The sequence below is a fragment of the Pseudomonas sp. 1 R 17 genome (assembly GCF_900067035.1).
GTDB classification, from domain to species: Bacteria; Pseudomonadota; Gammaproteobacteria; order Pseudomonadales; family Pseudomonadaceae; genus Aquipseudomonas; species Aquipseudomonas marginalis.
In genome coordinates, this window is the sequence record NZ_FKLB01000053.1 from 43,190 (window position 1) to 58,597 (window position 15,408).

The window sequence follows — 15,408 nt, forward strand, 5'->3', positions numbered from 1 at the left end:
CCCCTCCCACATTTGGATCGGATTACTTTTTAAGACCGAGTTTCTTCAACTCTTCATCGCGCAATTCGCGGCGCAGGATCTTGCCCACGTTGGTGGTCGGCAACGCATCGCGGAACTCCACGGCCTTTGGCACTTTGTAGCCGGTGACATTGGCGCGCATATGCTCCATGACCTGCTCCTTGGTCAGGGTGGCGCCCGGCTTGACCACGATGAAGAGCTTGATGTGTTCGCCGGACTTTTCATCCGGCACACCGATGGCCGCGCACTGCAGCACGCCCGGCAGGCCCGCCAGCACGTCTTCCAGCTCGTTGGGATACACGTTGAAACCGGAGACCAGGATCATGTCTTTCTTGCGATCGACGATGCGCATGTAGCCATCCGGCTGGATGATCGCGATGTCGCCGGTCTTCAGCCAGCCTTCGCTGTCGAGCATCTCGGCGGTGGCGTCTTCGCGCTGCCAGTAGCCCTTCATCACCTGCGGGCCCTTGACGCACAGTTCGCCGACTTCACCCAGGGCCAGCTCGACGCCGTCGTCGGTGATGACCTTGCACAGGGTCGACGGCACCGGAATGCCGATGGTACCGATCTGGATATGCTGGATCGGGTTCACCGTGGCCACCGGGCTGGTTTCGGTCATGCCGTAGCCTTCGCAGATGCCGCAACCGGTCACGGCTTTCCAACGCTCGGCCGCCGCCAGTTGCAGGGCCATGCCGCCCGACAGGGTGACTTTCAGCGCGGAGAAGTCCAGCTTGCGGAAGGCTTCGTTGTTGCACAGCGCCACGAACAGAGTGTTCAGGCCGACAAAGCCGCTGAACTTCCACTTCGACAGTTCCTTGACCATCGCCGGCAGGTCGCGCGGGTTGCTGATCAGGATGTTGTGGTTGCCGATCAGCATCATCGCCATGCAATGAAAGGTGAATGCATAGATGTGGTACAGCGGCAGCGGCGTGATCAGGATCTCGCAACCTTCATTGAGGTTGGAGCCCATCAGCGCCTTGCATTGCAACATGTTGGCGACCAGGTTGCGGTGGGTGAGCATCGCGCCCTTGGCCACGCCGGTGGTGCCACCGGTGTATTGCAATACGGCCACATCGCCGCTGGCCGGGCAGACTTCGTTGACCGCTTGCCCCTGGCCCTTGGCGAGTACGTCGTTGAACTTGATCGCCTTGGGCAAGTGATAGGCCGGGACCATTTTCTTCACGTACTTGATGACGCTGTTGATCAGCAGGCGCTTGAGCGGCGGCAACAGGTCGGCGACTTCGGTGACGATCACATGCTTGACGGCGGTCTTGGGCACGACCTTTTCCGCCAGGTGGGCCATGTTGGCCAGGCAGACCAGCGCCTTGGCGCCGGAATCATTGAATTGGTGTTCCATTTCCCGCGCGGTGTACAGCGGGTTGGTGTTGACCACGATCAGGCCGGCACGGATGGCACCGAACACGGCGACCGGGTATTGCAGGACATTGGGCAACTGCACGGCAATGCGATCGCCGGGCTTCAAGTCGGTATGCTGTTGCAGGTACGCGGCGAAGGCGCCGGACAGTTCGTACAATTCACCGTAGGTGATCGTCTTGCCCAGGTTGCTGAAGGCCGGTTTGTTGGCGAAGCGCTGGCAGGACTGCTTCAATACCGCCTGAATATTCGGATACTCGTCTGGATTGATTTCTGCAGCAATCCCGGCGGGGTACTTATCCTTCCAAAAGTCTTCGTGCATGGAAGCCCACTCCTCAGCGACGCGAATTCATCATCGCATTTGATGCGATTATTATTGGTGTATGTTTTTTTTGGTGAATCTGGCGCTTTCAAGCAGGCCTAGACGTCACAAAGCGCGCCGAGAGTAGCAGCTTTGCCAAGGGCCGACTAGAGCCTAAAGAGGGCCCCGCAGTCATAATCACGACTGTCCTACAATATTTGGTCACACTTTAAACAGAAGTGAAATACCTTGATGAAAGGCTCTGGAATAAGGCCTTCAGGACGACGCACGACAAATGTGGGAGGGGGCAAGTCGAATCGTCGCACCGCCCCTCCCACATTTTTACCGCATCTCACATCAGGCGATGTCGCGTAGTTCCCTGCGCAGGATCTTCCCTACCGGCGTCATCGGTAACGAGTCGCGCAACACAATGTGCTTGGGCACCTTGTAACCCGTGAAGTTGGTCTTGCAGTACGCCTTCAACTCCTCAAGGCTCACCCCTTCTGCACGCGCCACCACGAACAGCTTCACCGCCTCCCCCGTGCGCTCGTCCGGCACGCCGATCACCGCGCAGTTGGCCACGGCCGGATGGGCCATCACCACGTCCTCGATTTCGTTGGGGTATACATTGAAACCCGAGACGATGATCAAATCCTTCTTGCGGTCGACAATGCGCACAAACCCATCTTCGTCGATCACCGCGATGTCACCGGTCTTCAGCCAGCCTTCGGCGTCCAGGGCCTCAGCAGTGGCCGCCGGTTGCTGCCAGTAGCCCTTCATCACCTGCGGGCCCTTGATGCACAACTCACCGCGCTCGCCCAGGGGCAGCTCGGTGCCTTCGTCATCAATTACCTTCATCGCCGTGGCGGGCACCGGGATGCCCACGGTCCCCAGGCGTGATTTCTTGCCGTAGGGGTTGGTGCTGGCCACCGGCGAAGTTTCCGTCAGGCCATAGCCCTCGCCGATCGAGCAGCCGGTGATCTGCTCCCAGCGTTCGGCCGTAGCCTTGATCAGGGCCGTACCGCCGGAGTTGGTGAGCTTGAGGTGGGAGAAATCCAGGTTCTTGAACTCCGGGTGGTCCATCAACGCCACAAACAGCGTGTTGAGCCCCAGCAGCCCGGTAAAGCGCCACTTTTTCAGCTCCTTGATAAACCCACCGATGTCCCTGGGGTTGGTGATCAGTACGTTGTGGTTACCCGAGACCATCATGCACATGCAGTTCGCGGTGAAGGCATAGATATGGTACAGCGGCAGCGGCGCGATCATCACCTCCTGCCCTTCCTTGATCAGCGGGTGGCCGTCGTCGCCCACCTGGGACATGCACGCGCGCGCCTGTTGCATGTTCGCCACCAGGTTGCCATGGGTGAGCATCGCGCCCTTGGCCAGGCCGGTGGTGCCGCCGGTGTATTGCAGCACGGCAATATCGTCCAGGTTCACCGGATGGCGCGTCACGCCGAGGCCCGCGCCCATGCGCAGGGCGCGCTTGAACGACACCGCACGCGGCAGGTGGTAGGCCGGGACCATCTTCTTGACCTTGTCGACCACGGTGTTGACCAGCCAGCCTCTGGCAGCGGGCATGAAGTCGCCCATCCTGGCTTCGATCAGGTAGTCGATCTCGGTGTCGGTGCACACGTCCTGCACCCGCGAACCGAACAGGTTGAGGTAGACCAGGGCACGCACGCCGGCGTCCTTGAACTGGTGGCGCATCTCGCGCGGGGTGTAGAGCGGGTTGGTGTTGACCACGATCAGCCCGGCGCGCAGTGCGCCGAACACGGCGATCGGGTAGTGCAGCACGTTGGGCATCTGCACGGCGATGCGCTCGCCGGGCTTGAGGTCGGTGTGCTGCTGCAGGTAGCCGGCGAACGCCGCACTCTGGCGCTCAAGCTCGGCGTAGGTCAGGGTGACGCCCATGTTGCTGAATGCCGGACGGTCGGCAAAGGCCTTGCACGAGCGCTCGAAGACTTCGATTACCGACTTGTAGGCCGACAGGTCGATGTCATTGGGAACGCCCGCCGCGCGTTTGTCATTCCAGAAATCAGGTTGCATTATTCTTGTCCCCTTACCTGAAGGTGTCTGGCCGCTTTTATAGAAAGCGGAGCTTGGGGGACGTTAGCAGCTATGGCCAAACAGGCAAATACAGCAAATTGCGTCATTGATTGTATGAATCTTGTCCCTGATGCGCAGGCAGATACCCCGTCGCCTGACAGATGAGCTATACACTGCAACAACGTCGAGCAGACCTTGAGCAGACCTTGAGAAAGGGAACCCCATGAACCACAGCACCTTCTGGCTGACCGCGAATGACCGCAGCCGCCTGTACGTCAATCATTGGATGCCCGACGGCCCGGCCAAGGCGGTGGTCATGCTGTCCCACGGCATGGCGGAGCACAGCGGGCGCTATGCGCGGCTGGCCGAAGCCTTGTGCAGTGCAGGCTATGGCGTGTATGCGCCGGACCAGCGTGGCCACGGCCGCACCGCCGACGAAGGTACGCTGGGCCTGTATGCCGAAAAGGATGGCTGGAACAAAGTGGTCGGCGACCTGGCCAGCCTCAACCAGCACATCGGCCAGCAGCAGCCGGGGCTGCCGATCATTTTGCTGGGCCACAGCATGGGCAGCTATATCGCCCAGGCCTACCTGCTGCACCACAGCGCCAGCCTGCATGGAGCGATTCTCAGCGGTTCGAATTTCCAGCCCGTGGCGCTGTACCGCGCCGCACGGCTGATCGCTCGCGCCGAACGCCTGCGCCAGGGTGTGCGCGGGCGCAGTGCGTTGATCGAGTTCCTGTCGTTCGGCTCGTTCAACAAGGCATTCAAGCCCACTCGCACCGCGTTCGACTGGCTCAGCCGTGACCCGAACGAAGTCGACAAATACATCAACGATCCACTCTGCGGCTTCCGCTGTACCAACCAACTATGGATCGATCTGCTCGGCGGCTTGCAGCAAATCAGCAAAGCGTCCAATCTCGCCCAGATCGATCCGGGCCTGCCGATCCTGGTGATGGGCGGCGAATGTGATCCGGTCAGTGAGGGCAAGCGTCTCAAAAGCCTGGCCCATGCCCTGCGTGAGGCCGGCAGCCAGCACCTGCAACTGAATATCTACCCGCAGGCGCGTCACGAAGTGTTCAACGAAACCAATCGCGACGAAGTCACCGCCGATGTGCTGACGTGGCTCGACCAGGCCCTGACCTTGCGCAGGCCGGCCCACTGCGAATAAATTTACGTTTAAAATCAGATAGTTAAATTACCGATTAGCCACAGGATGCACCTTTAGATGACCCAGGTAACCAACACCCCGTACGAAGCCCTTGAAGTCGGCCAGACCGCCAGCTACAGCAAGACCGTCGAAGAGCGTGATATCCAGCTGTTTGCCGCCATGTCCGGCGACCACAACCCGGTACACCTGGATGCCGAATACGCCAAGGCGACCATGTTCAAGGAGCGTATCGCCCACGGTATGTTCAGCGGCGCCCTGATCAGCGCGGCCGTTGCGTGTGAGCTGCCCGGGCCGGGCACTATCTATATCGGCCAGCAGATGAGCTTCCAGAAGCCGGTGAAAATCGGCGATACCCTGACCGTGCGCCTGGAAATCCTCGAGAAGCTGCCGAAGTTTCGCGTACGCATTGCCACCCGTGTGTTCAACCAGCGCGATGAGCTGGTCGTGGATGGCGAGGCGGAAATTCTTGCACCACGCAAGCAGCAGGTCGTGACCTTGACCGAGTTGCCGCCGATCAGCATCGGCTGAGTACGGTTTTCAAGGCCAACACCCTGCAAATGTGGGAGGGGGCTGCCCCCGATGGCGGTGTGTCAGTCATTGAAATATCGACTGACCCACCGCTATCGGGAGCAAGCCCCCTCCCACATGTCTTACACAGCAGCGCTTAGGAGCGCTTACGACTGAGCGCGAGCCTGGTTACGCAGGGCTTTTACCTGGTCGTGATTGCGTTGCACGCCGTGGTACTGACGCTCAACCAGATCACGAATGCCCAGCAGGTTGTGCTTGTTGATCTTCTCGATGGCTTCTTTATAAGCCTTCAGTGCGTGATCTTCGCCGCGCTCGGCTTCGTTCAGCACAGCCTCTTCGTCCTTACCGGTCACCATCGACTTCACGTCGACCCAGCCACGGTGCAGGGCGCCGGCTACGCTGCCGGAGTCTTCCGGATCACCGCCCAGGGCACGCACGGCGGTCTTCAATTCGGCGGCGGCGGTAGCGCAGTCAGCGGAGCGCTTGGCAAACAGCGCCTTGAGTTCCGGATGCTTGATGTCTTCTGCGCATTCCTTGAAGCCTTTCTGGCCGTCGATACTGGTCTCGATCAGGTCGTTCAGTACGGAGATCGATTCTTTGTTGATGTCAGTCATTTTTCAATTCCTTAGGCAGGTGAAGAAGGGTTGCCTTAATGATTGCAGCGCTCGTGCCAGGTTTTGAAAAATTACTTTTATGTTTATTTTCAATCACTTAAAAATATTTGAACCATCTGTATGTACGTTATTTGCATGATCTGTCATTTGGCCTTCATGCAGAATGCCTGTATTTTCGAAGACCTCGCCTCACTCAACACGAAGCCCATGAATCCCGAAAAACTCGAACTGCTGATCACCCGCGAAATGCCCTTCGGCAAATACAAGGGCCGGATCATCGCCGACCTGCCGGGTCCCTACCTGAACTGGTTCGCCCGCGAAGGCTTTCCCCACGGCGAACTGGGTGGGTTGCTGGCATTGATGCAGGAAATCGACCACAACGGCTTGTCTGAATTGTTGGAACCGCTGCGCGTTAAACACGGCAAACCCGCCCCCCGCCATTAAGAGACTCGCCATGCCAAGGAATGCTGACAACGAACCTCACTGGCAGGCCATCGCCCAGCGCTATGCGCTGGAGCCCGGCCCGATCAACCTGGAGAACGGCTACTTCGGGCGTATGAGCCGCGAAGTGCAGGCGCAGTACCTGGAGCATGTGGCGTTTATCAACCGCTGCAACTCGCTGTATGTGCGCCAGCGCTTCGAGCAAGGTGAAAACGTCGAGCTCCGTCGCCAACTGGCGGGCCTGATCGACGTCGACCCCGAGGCAGTCGCCTTTACCCGCAACGCCACCGAAGCCTTGCAGTCGCTGATCCGCAACTACAACCGCCTGCAACCCGGCGATCAGGTGCTGATCAGCGACCTGGAGTACGACACGGTCAAAGGTGCGATGCGCTGGTTGGCGGGGGTTCGCGGTGTGGAGGTGATAGAACTGTCCCACACCCACCCGGCCAGTTTCGACAGCCTGTTGCAGACCTATCGCGATGCGTTCGCCCAATACCCGCGCCTGAAGCTCATGGCACTGACCCATGTGACCCACCGCACCGGCCTGGTGATGCCCGTAGAGGCCATCGCCAAGGCCGCGCGTGAGCATGCCATCGACGTGATCCTCGACGGCGCCCATGCACTGGGCCAGATCGAGTTCAACCTCGCCGAACTGGGCATTGCGTTCGCCGGCTTCAACCTGCACAAATGGATCGGCGCGCCGCTGACCCTGGGGTTCCTCTATATCGCCCCCGAACGCCTGGCAGATATTGATCCGGACATGGGCGAGTTCCACTACCCCGCCACCGACGTGCGGGCACGTACGTCGTACAGCACGCCGAACTTTCCGGCACTGATGACCTTGCCGCTGGTACTGCAAGAACATCGCGCGCTGGGTGGCGCGGCGGCCAAGGGCGCGCGGATCAATTACCTGCGGGATTTATGGGTGAGACAGGTGCGACCGTTGCCGGGGATCGAGGTGCTGACGCCGGATGATCCACGGCTGTATTGCGGGATTACGGCGTTCAAGTTCAGCGGGTGGGATCAGCAGGTGATGGTGGATCGCATGCTCAAGGACTATGGGCTGTTCACTACTACGCGCACCGGTGCGGCGTTTGGTACCTGTATCCGCGTGACACCGGGGTTGGTGACGTCGGCGGAGGACATCAATGTCCTGGTCAATGCCATTACCGAGCTAAGCAGAGATTAAAAGTGGGCCTCAGGTTTTTACCGGCAAAAAAAAGCGGTACACCGACCAAGTGCACCGCAAAAATGCCGTTAAGCACAGCAACAACGATTCGATGAATCAGATCAATCCAGCAGCGCCAGCGCCTGCGCGGTGACTTCCTGGATGCGGGCCCAGTCGCCGTTCTTGACCCACTCCGGGTCAAGCATCCAGCTGCCGCCCACGCACATCACGTTTTTCAACGCCATGTAGCTTTTGATATTGGCCGGGCCGACGCCGCCGGTCGGGCAGAATTTCACTTCGCCGAACGGGCCGCCCAAGGCCTTGATCGCGGCGACACCACCGCTGACTTCGGCCGGGAACAGCTTGAAGCGACGGTAGCCCAGGCCGTAGCCTTCCATGATGCCGGAGGCGTTGCTGATGCCTGGCAGCAGCGGGATCGGGCTGTGCACCGAGGCTTCCAGCAGGTCACGGGTGATGCCGGGGGTGACGATAAATTGCGAACCGGCGACTTCCGCCGCTTCAAGCATGTGGCGGTCGAGTACGGTGCCGGCGCCGGTGCACAGTTCAGGCCGCTGCTCACGCAGCACCTGAATGGCCTTGAGGCCGAACTCGGAACGCAAGGTCACTTCCAATGCGGTCAAACCACCGGCTGCCAGGGCATCGGCCAGCGGCAGGATGTCCTGCTCGCGGGCAATGGTGATCACCGGCAGGATCCGCGCCTTGGCGCAGAGGCTGTCGATCAGGGCAACTTTATCCGCCATGGACACGGTCGGTTGAGGGCTTTTCATAGCGGCTGATCCTTGGCTCATGGGCACCAGTAAATCTCTAAAGTAGGTTGCAAAAACGCGCGAATCGGCATGGCAGCGACGTCGTCACTGGCCAGCGCGGCGCTCAAGGTGGTCAATTTCGAACTGCCGGAAATCGACAGCGCGGTGTAGTGGGCCGTGGCCAGCAATGCGCGACTCATGGTCAGGCGCTGGTGCGGCACGGTCGGCGCCAGCATCGGCCAGCAACGGCGGGTACCGTCGGCCTGCAGTGCAGCGGCGAGGTTCGGGCTGTTGGGAAACAGCGATGCGGTGTGGCCGTCATCGCCCATGCCCAGCACCAGCACATCAATGGCCGGCAACTCGGCCAGCAGGCGATCGGCCTGCTCGGCAGCGTCTTCAAGGTTGGCGGCGGCGCTGTACAGGCTGAGGAACCTGGCCTTGGCCGCCGGGCCTTGCAACAGGTGCTGCTTCAACAGGCCGGCATTGCTGTCGGCGTGTTCCACCGGCACCCAGCGCTCATCGGCCAGGGTGATGGTGACCTTGGACCAGTCCAGGCCTTGCTTGGCCAGGTTCTGGAAAAACGCCACGGGGCTGCGGCCACCGGACACCACCAGGGTCGCTTCGCCACGGGCACTGATGGCCGCGCGCAGTTGTTCGGCCACGTCGTTGGCCAGGCCGTCCGCCAGCAGCACAGGCGTGCGGTACTCGTGGGCAGTCACGCCCCGAGGCAGTTTCAATTCAGATATCGCCATACCAAGACCTCCCATCCCGCGTGATCAGTGCAATCGAGCTCATCGGCCCCCAGGACCCCGCCGCATACGGCTTGGGCGCATCACCGGATTTTTTCCACCCGGCGATCAACTGGTCACACCACTTCCACGCGGCTTCGATTTCATCTTTGCGAACAAACAGGTTCTGATTGCCGCGCATCACTTCCAGCAGCAAACGCTCGTAGGCATCGGGGATGCGCGCGCTGCGATAGGTGTCGGAAAAATTCAATTGCAGTGGCCCGCTGCGCAGTTGCATGCCCTTGTCCAGGCCCTGCTCCTTGGTCATCACGCGCAGGGAAATACCTTCGTCCGGCTGCAGGCGGATGATCAGCTTGTTGCTGATCTGCAGGCGCTGTTCGGGGGCGAAGATGTAGTGGGACGGTTCCTTGAAATGGATGACGATCTGCGACAGCTTCTGCGGCATGCGCTTGCCGGTGCGCAGGTAGAACGGCACCCCGGCCCAACGCCAGTTACGAATATCGGCGCGCAGGGCGACGAAGGTTTCGGTGTCGCTCTGGGTGTTGGAGTTCTCTTCTTCCAGGTAACCGGGCACCGGCTTGCCGGCGCTGTAGCCGGCGATGTACTGGCCACGCACCACTTGAGTGGTAAGGCCATCCGGGCTGATCGGCGCCAGGGCCTTGAGCACCTTGACCTTCTCGTCACGGATGCTGTCGGCGGACAGGTCGGCCGGCGGGTCCATGGCGATCAGGCAAAGCAGTTGCAGCAGGTGGTTCTGGATCATGTCGCGCAGCTGGCCGGCCTTGTCGAAATAGCCCCAACGGCCTTCGATACCGACCTGCTCGGCCACGGTGATTTCCACGTGGGAGATGTAGTTCTGGTTCCACTGGGTTTCGAACAGACTGTTGGCGAAACGCAGGGCGATCAGGTTCTGGACGGTCTCTTTGCCCAGGTAGTGGTCGATACGGTAGGTGCGGTTTTCCGGGAAGAACTGCGCCACGGCGTCGTTGACCTTGCGCGAGGATTCCAGGTCCGAACCGATGGGTTTCTCCAGCACGACGCGGGTGTTTTCCGCCAGGCCGACCTTGGACAGGTTCTCGCAGATCGCACCGTACACCGCCGCAGGCGTGGCGAAGTAGGCAATCAGGCGTTGTTCGGTGCCGGCCTTTTCCGCCAGGGCCACGTAGTCATCGGCTTTCATGAAGTCGACGTGGACATAGGTCAGGCGCGCCAGGAAGCGCTGGGCGATGCTCTCGTCCAGTTCCTTGCCGACGTATTTACGCAATTCTTTTTCGATATGGGCCAGGTGTTGCTGCTCGGAACCGGCTTCCCGGGCCAGGGCCAGGATACGGGTATCGTCGTGCAGCAGCCCGGCGCCATCGAGTTGATAGAGGGCAGGAAATAACTTGCGCAGCGCCAGATCACCCAAGGCGCCAAACAGGGCAAAGGTGCAGGGTTCTACGGTTATCGAAGGCATGATGTTTGTTCTTTTATCAAGTTAAGCTACAAATACCTTTTTTCAAGGCATCACTCAAGGAAAAATGTAGTAATAACCACAACATTTTCCGGAAATACGCATTCCGAGTGGTGGTGTTCAGCTACCCTCAGTAGGATAGGCCACCGCAAAAGGCCACTCGTCGATTGGTTGCCACCCTTTATTTGCATCGTCGCCCGAAGGAAAGACTGAATGGACCGCGTGCGAAATCTTCTGGAACAGATCCGGAACCGCCTCGAAGAATTGAACAAGGCTGAGAAAAAAGTGGCCGAGGTCATCCTGCTCAACCCGCAGCAGGCGACCCGCTTCTCCATCGCAGCCCTTGCCCAGGCCGCCTCGGTCAGTGAACCGACGGTCAACCGTTTCTGCCGTTCGTTCGGCGTCAGCGGTTACCCTGAACTTAAATTGCAGTTGGCGCAAAGCCTGGCCAGTGGCGCAGCGTATGTCAGCCGCGCCGTGGAGGCCGATGATAACCCCGAGGCCTACACCCAGAAGATCTTTGGCAGCGCCATCGCCTCGCTGGACGCCGCCTGCCAGGCCCTGGACCCGGCCCTGATCAGCAAGGCCGTGGACCTGTTGATCCAGGCGCGGCAGATCCACTTCTTCGGCCTGGGCGCTTCGGCCCCGGTGGCCATGGACGCGCTGCACAAGTTTTTCCGCTTCAACCTGGCGGTCACCGCCCACGCCGACGTGCTGATGCAACGCATGATCGCCTCGGTGGCCCACACGGGCGAGCTGTTCGTGATTATTTCCTACACCGGGCGCACCCGTGAGCTGGTGGAAGTGGCGCGTATCGCCCGGGAAAACGGTGCGTCGGTGCTGGGCGTAACCGCCGAGAACTCGCCGCTGGCCAAGGCCAGTACCGTAAGCCTGAACATTCCGCTGCCCGAAGACACCGACATCTATATGCCGATGACCTCACGGATCATTCAGTTGACGGTGCTGGATGTGCTGGCGACCGGTATGACCTTGCGCCGTGGAGTGGATTTCCAGCCGCATTTGCGCAAGATCAAAGAGAGCTTGAATGACAGCCGGTATCCGGTGGGGGATGAGTTCAACTAAGCCCCTGCCACCGTAGCAGCTGCCGAGCGCAAGCGAGGCTGCGTCGGCCGCGACTCGGGCTTGAATCGGCAGCGCGCCTGACGCAGCCTCGCTTGCGCTCGGCAGCTGCTACGGTTTTGCGCAGTGTCGGATAAGACGGTATCTACGACAATGTGCTAGGCGCCTGCCCGCGCCTGCAAACTGAGATGCGCCCTCTCCCCCGGCGCCAGACTCGCCCCGGCCATCGCCGACTCCACGCACACAAACCCCGACGCTTCGTTGAAGCTCACCCCCAGCAGCGGCCGGCTGCCGGGATGCCATACGACGGTGTCGGCGCTGTCGCCGGTATCAATGCACAATTCACGCTGCCAGGCGTGATCCTTGAGGTGCAGTTCGCCATCGTGCTGGAACACCCGCTGGCAGCCGCCATCAACCCTTAGTTCGCCTTCCTGCTGGCACGCCTGGCGATTGAGCTGGTCGTAACCGTGCGCGCCGTCGAGCCCAGACAGCGCTATCTCATCGACGTGACCAATACGCCAGTAAGCGTGCAAAGCATGGCTCAACTGGCACGGCAACTCATCCTGGTGCTCGGTGCTCAGGCGCAATTCCAGGGTGTCGCCCAGGTGCGCGTGCAGGTCGACCTGCCAGTCGCACAGCTGCAATTGCCAGTGCAGGCGCACGCCGTCGTCGTCGCTGCTGCTGTCGAGCAGCTTCCAGTCGATCAACCGCGCCCAACCATGGGAAGGCCATGCGTTTTCGCTCGGATGGCGGCCATACCACGGCCAGCACACCGGTATGCCGCCACGGATGGCGCCGACTTGCGGCCACTTGGCCGCACACCACAGCCAGGGTTTCTGGCCACGGGGCTGAAAGTGCAACAGTTGCGCGCCCTGGCGACTGAACACCGCCTGGCACAGCGGATGGTCGATCACCAACACGTCGCGCATCTGAAAGCGCTCCCAGGCGAACACCGGACGCTCGCGCAGGGATTTGAAAAAGCGTTGCAGCGGTTGCTCATGCATGTGCCACGGTCCCAAATATCACAGTGCCACCCAAAAAAAAGCGGATAGCCATGGCTACCCGCAAAATGCGCACAGAGAGAAGGAGCTTATCGCAACAGCGTTAGAACGTAGACTGAATTTTCAGGCCCGCCACCAGCGCGTTGTCGACTTTATCCACGCCGCCCGGTTGGACAACGTATTGCAGGTTGGGACGCACGGTCAGCCAGTTGGTGACGTGGAAACCGTAGTTGATTTCGAAGTTGTACTCGGTTTCGCGGATCGGCGAGAACAGCGGGTTGTCGTAGTCGGCCACGCCGTTGGCGGCATTCAGCAGTTCGGCGTTTTTCTTCACGTCATCGTTGACGTGCAGACGCGCAGCACCAATACCGACGTCATCTTTCGGACGCGCGTCGAATGGGCCTTTGTACACCAGCATCAACGACTGGTAGTTGTCGACCAGGTTGGTTTCCTTGTCGTGGAAGGTCGCGTTGGCGGCGATGTTCAAGCCACGGGAAGCGTCGCCGTTATGGGTGGTGAGTTGCTGCTGGGCAACGAACCAGTAGCCTTTTTTGCTGCTGCGGGTACGGTAGGCCGCACCGGTGGTAGCAGCATCGTTGCCATTGACGTCTTCACGAACGTCAGCAGCATCGGCGGCGCTCTTGTAGTAACCCACACGGTATTCGCCCGGCAGGTTATTCACCTTCGGCGACCAGACCAACTCCACCGGAATCACGGTGCCCTTGGTGCCGCTGCCGCTGAGTTTGAAGCCGTTGCCGTGCTCCAGCTGCGACGGGTTCTGGTTGTATGCACCGATTTGCGCATACAGCTCAGGCGTGATGTTGTACTTCACGCGGATCGCGGCCTGGCTGACCGGCCAGTTGTACCAGGTGTTTACATAGTTGCCGACCTGGGAGCCACAGAACGACAGGTTCTGGAAGTCGCACGGGAAGGTGTTGAAGTCTTCGCCTTCACCGAAGTAGCCGAGCTTCACGTCCAGCTTGTTGTCGAACATCTGGTGCTGAATCCAGAACTGGGTCAGACGCACCATGTGGCCACGACCGTAGACTTCCATGGACGAGCTCAGCGTGCCGGCACGCGGGTCGCCAATGCGGTCGTTGGAGATGTTCTGGCCATTACGGTTAGTCAGCTGGATCTTGGCCTGGGTGTTATCCCAGCCCCACAGCTTTTGCAGGTCCAGCGCCACGCCCAACCCGAACTGGTCGGAGTAACGGCCGGTCCTGTCGTCGTTGTAGCCGCCGCGCAGGTTGGCGCCCATTTCCCCTACGTAGTCAGCCTTGATGTCGATACCTTGCTCGATCAGCTTGGTACGCTCGCCGCCCCAATCACCGGTCATCCACTTGGAGTCGACACTGAATGCATCGGCCGCCATCGCATTGGCGGACAGTACAAGGGCTGCTGCTGCTGACAGTTGGCAGATCAGCCGAGTGTTGTTGTGTTGCTTTTTCATCCCTACATCCTCGTCTTTATTGTTATTAAACTGTTTTTATCTAACGCGGGTTACTTTTTTTTTCATCTAAAACAACAACTTATCTACTTCAGCGACCTTTGAATTGGGCCACGTTGTCCGCATGCCCCTGTGCGGGCAATGAAGAAGCAGTGCCGAGGCGCTCGCCCGTGTTGGCGTCGAACAGCAATACCTTGGATGGATCGAATTGCAGTGTCAGGGTCTCGCCCACCTGCGGCGCCACATCAGGCGCCAAACGGCAGCAGACCTTGGTGTCATTGAGCTGCACAAACACCAGTGTGTCCGGGCCGGTCGGCTCGGTGACCTGGACCTCGGCACGAATGCTCGATGAACCATTACCCTCACCCGCCGCCAACACGATCTGCTCCGGGCGCAGGCCCAGGATCACATCACGGTCTTCCAGGCCGGCGTCGTTCATACCCAGCGACAATTCGCATCGCGCCTGGCCGCTGTCGAGCAGCGCCACCAACTTCCCGTCCTTGCGTTTTAGACGCATAGGAACGAAGTTCATCGGTGGTGAACCGATAAAGCTTGCCACAAATAGGTTAGCAGGGTCGTTGTAAATTTCTTTCGGCGTGCCGAATTGTTGGATGATGCCGTCCTTCATCACCGCCACCTTATCGCCCAGGGTCATCGCTTCGATCTGGTCGTGGGTCACGTAGACCGTGGTGGTCTTGAGGCGCTGGTGCATCAGCTTCATTTCGGTACGCATCTCGACGCGCAGCTTGGCATCGAGGTTCGACAGCGGTTCGTCGAACAGGTAGATCTTCGGCCGACGCGCCAGGGCCCGGCCCATGGCCACGCGCTGTTGCTGGCCGCCGGAGAGCTGGCCCGGCTTGCGGTTGAGCAGGTGTTCGATCTGCAGCAGCTTGGCCACGCGCGCCACTTCGGCGTCGATGTCGGCCTGGGGCATCTTGCGGATCTTGAGGCCGAACTCGATGTTCTCGCGCACGCTCATGGTCGGGTACAGCGCGTAGGACTGGAACACCATGGCGATGTCACGGTCCTTGGGGCTCATGCCGCTGACGTCCTGGTCGCCGATCATGATCGCGCCGCCGGTGATGGTCTCCAGGCCGGCGATGCAGTTCATCAGCGTGGACTTACCGCAACCCGAAGGGCCGACCAGGATCAGGAACTCCCCTTCCTTGATCGACAGTTCGATGTTCTTCAAGGTGTCGGGCAGGCCGGCGCCATAGGTCTTGTTTACATTGCGAAGTTCAAGCGTAGCCATG

Annotated in this window: 14 protein-coding genes; 5 read left to right on the top strand and 9 right to left on the bottom strand. The window is 60.1% G+C overall.

Annotation, left to right across the window (positions count from 1 at the left end):
* Positions 1-22: 22 nt before the first annotated feature.
* Together fadD1 and fadD2 are read right to left on the bottom strand one after the other, a co-directional pair.
* Positions 23-1,714 carry a long-chain-fatty-acid--CoA ligase FadD1 gene (gene fadD1, locus BFP99_RS18330; protein WP_027605602.1) on the bottom strand — a complete coding sequence of 564 codons (1,692 nt, stop codon included), beginning with the start codon at positions 1,712-1,714 and terminating at the stop codon, positions 23-25.
* A gap of 336 nt (positions 1,715-2,050) precedes the next feature.
* Complete coding sequence (gene fadD2, locus BFP99_RS18335) at positions 2,051-3,739, bottom strand: long-chain-fatty-acid--CoA ligase FadD2 (protein ID WP_065925283.1); 1,689 nt, start codon at positions 3,737-3,739, stop codon at positions 2,051-2,053.
* 223 nt (positions 3,740-3,962) lie between these two features.
* On the opposite strand from fadD2, the gene BFP99_RS18340 reads away from it, so the two are divergent.
* Complete coding sequence (locus tag BFP99_RS18340; RefSeq protein WP_065925284.1) at positions 3,963-4,907, top strand: alpha/beta hydrolase; 945 nt, start codon at positions 3,963-3,965, stop codon at positions 4,905-4,907.
* 57 nt (positions 4,908-4,964) lie between these two features.
* Entirely contained in the window at positions 4,965-5,435 is a 471-nt protein-coding gene (locus tag BFP99_RS18345) for a MaoC family dehydratase (protein WP_003175719.1), read from the top strand.
* A 146-nt stretch (positions 5,436-5,581) separates the two neighbouring features.
* On the opposite strand, the gene BFP99_RS18350 is transcribed toward BFP99_RS18345, so the two are convergent.
* Positions 5,582-6,049: a ferritin-like domain-containing protein gene (locus BFP99_RS18350; protein ID WP_032891010.1), complete on the bottom strand. Its 468-nt coding sequence runs from the start codon at positions 6,047-6,049 to the stop codon at positions 5,582-5,584.
* 207 nt (positions 6,050-6,256) lie between these two features.
* On the opposite strand from BFP99_RS18350, the gene BFP99_RS18355 reads away from it, so the two are divergent.
* On the top strand, positions 6,257-6,493 hold the full coding sequence (locus BFP99_RS18355; RefSeq protein WP_017139191.1) for a DUF3820 family protein: 237 nt from the start codon (positions 6,257-6,259) through the stop codon (positions 6,491-6,493).
* 10 nt (positions 6,494-6,503) lie between these two features.
* A complete protein-coding gene (locus BFP99_RS18360; RefSeq protein ID WP_065947864.1) occupies positions 6,504-7,679 on the top strand; it encodes an aminotransferase class V-fold PLP-dependent enzyme in 1,176 nt (391 codons plus the stop codon).
* 101 nt (positions 7,680-7,780) lie between these two features.
* Here the strand turns inward: BFP99_RS18360 and BFP99_RS18365 are convergent, their stop codons facing one another.
* The 3 genes from BFP99_RS18365 to zwf are packed head-to-tail and all read right to left on the bottom strand — an operon-like array spanning position 7,781 to position 10,630.
* Positions 7,781-8,446 (bottom strand): bifunctional 4-hydroxy-2-oxoglutarate aldolase/2-dehydro-3-deoxy-phosphogluconate aldolase, encoded by a 666-nt coding sequence (locus tag BFP99_RS18365; RefSeq protein WP_026067364.1) that lies wholly within the window; start codon positions 8,444-8,446, stop codon positions 7,781-7,783.
* Between the two features lie 17 nt (positions 8,447-8,463).
* Positions 8,464-9,177 carry a 6-phosphogluconolactonase gene (gene pgl, locus BFP99_RS18370; protein WP_027605597.1) on the bottom strand — a complete coding sequence of 238 codons (714 nt, stop codon included), beginning with the start codon at positions 9,175-9,177 and terminating at the stop codon, positions 8,464-8,466.
* Positions 9,164-10,630: a glucose-6-phosphate dehydrogenase gene (gene zwf, locus BFP99_RS18375; RefSeq protein WP_027605596.1), complete on the bottom strand. Its 1,467-nt coding sequence runs from the start codon at positions 10,628-10,630 to the stop codon at positions 9,164-9,166. Before zwf ends, pgl begins: the two co-directional genes overlap by 14 nt.
* Positions 10,631-10,849: 219 nt before the next feature.
* Here zwf and BFP99_RS18380 point away from each other — a divergent pair, with 219 nt between their 5' ends.
* Positions 10,850-11,710 (top strand): MurR/RpiR family transcriptional regulator, encoded by an 861-nt coding sequence (locus tag BFP99_RS18380; protein ID WP_169898656.1) that lies wholly within the window; start codon positions 10,850-10,852, stop codon positions 11,708-11,710.
* A gap of 155 nt (positions 11,711-11,865) precedes the next feature.
* Here the strand turns inward: BFP99_RS18380 and BFP99_RS18385 are convergent, their stop codons facing one another.
* The 3 genes from BFP99_RS18385 to BFP99_RS18395 all read right to left on the bottom strand — a co-directional run bounded on the left by BFP99_RS18385 (position 11,866) and on the right by BFP99_RS18395 (position 15,407).
* The gene (locus BFP99_RS18385) at positions 11,866-12,711 is read right to left on the bottom strand and encodes a D-hexose-6-phosphate mutarotase (RefSeq protein ID WP_065947865.1); all 846 of its coding nucleotides are present in this window, start codon (positions 12,709-12,711) and stop codon (positions 11,866-11,868) included.
* Between the two features lie 100 nt (positions 12,712-12,811).
* The gene (locus BFP99_RS18390; RefSeq protein WP_065947866.1) at positions 12,812-14,158 is read right to left on the bottom strand and encodes a carbohydrate porin; all 1,347 of its coding nucleotides are present in this window, start codon (positions 14,156-14,158) and stop codon (positions 12,812-12,814) included.
* Positions 14,159-14,246: 88 nt separating this feature from the next.
* On the bottom strand, positions 14,247-15,407 hold the full coding sequence (locus BFP99_RS18395) for an ABC transporter ATP-binding protein (protein ID WP_065947867.1): 1,161 nt from the start codon (positions 15,405-15,407) through the stop codon (positions 14,247-14,249).
* Position 15,408: the final 1 nt, after the last annotated feature.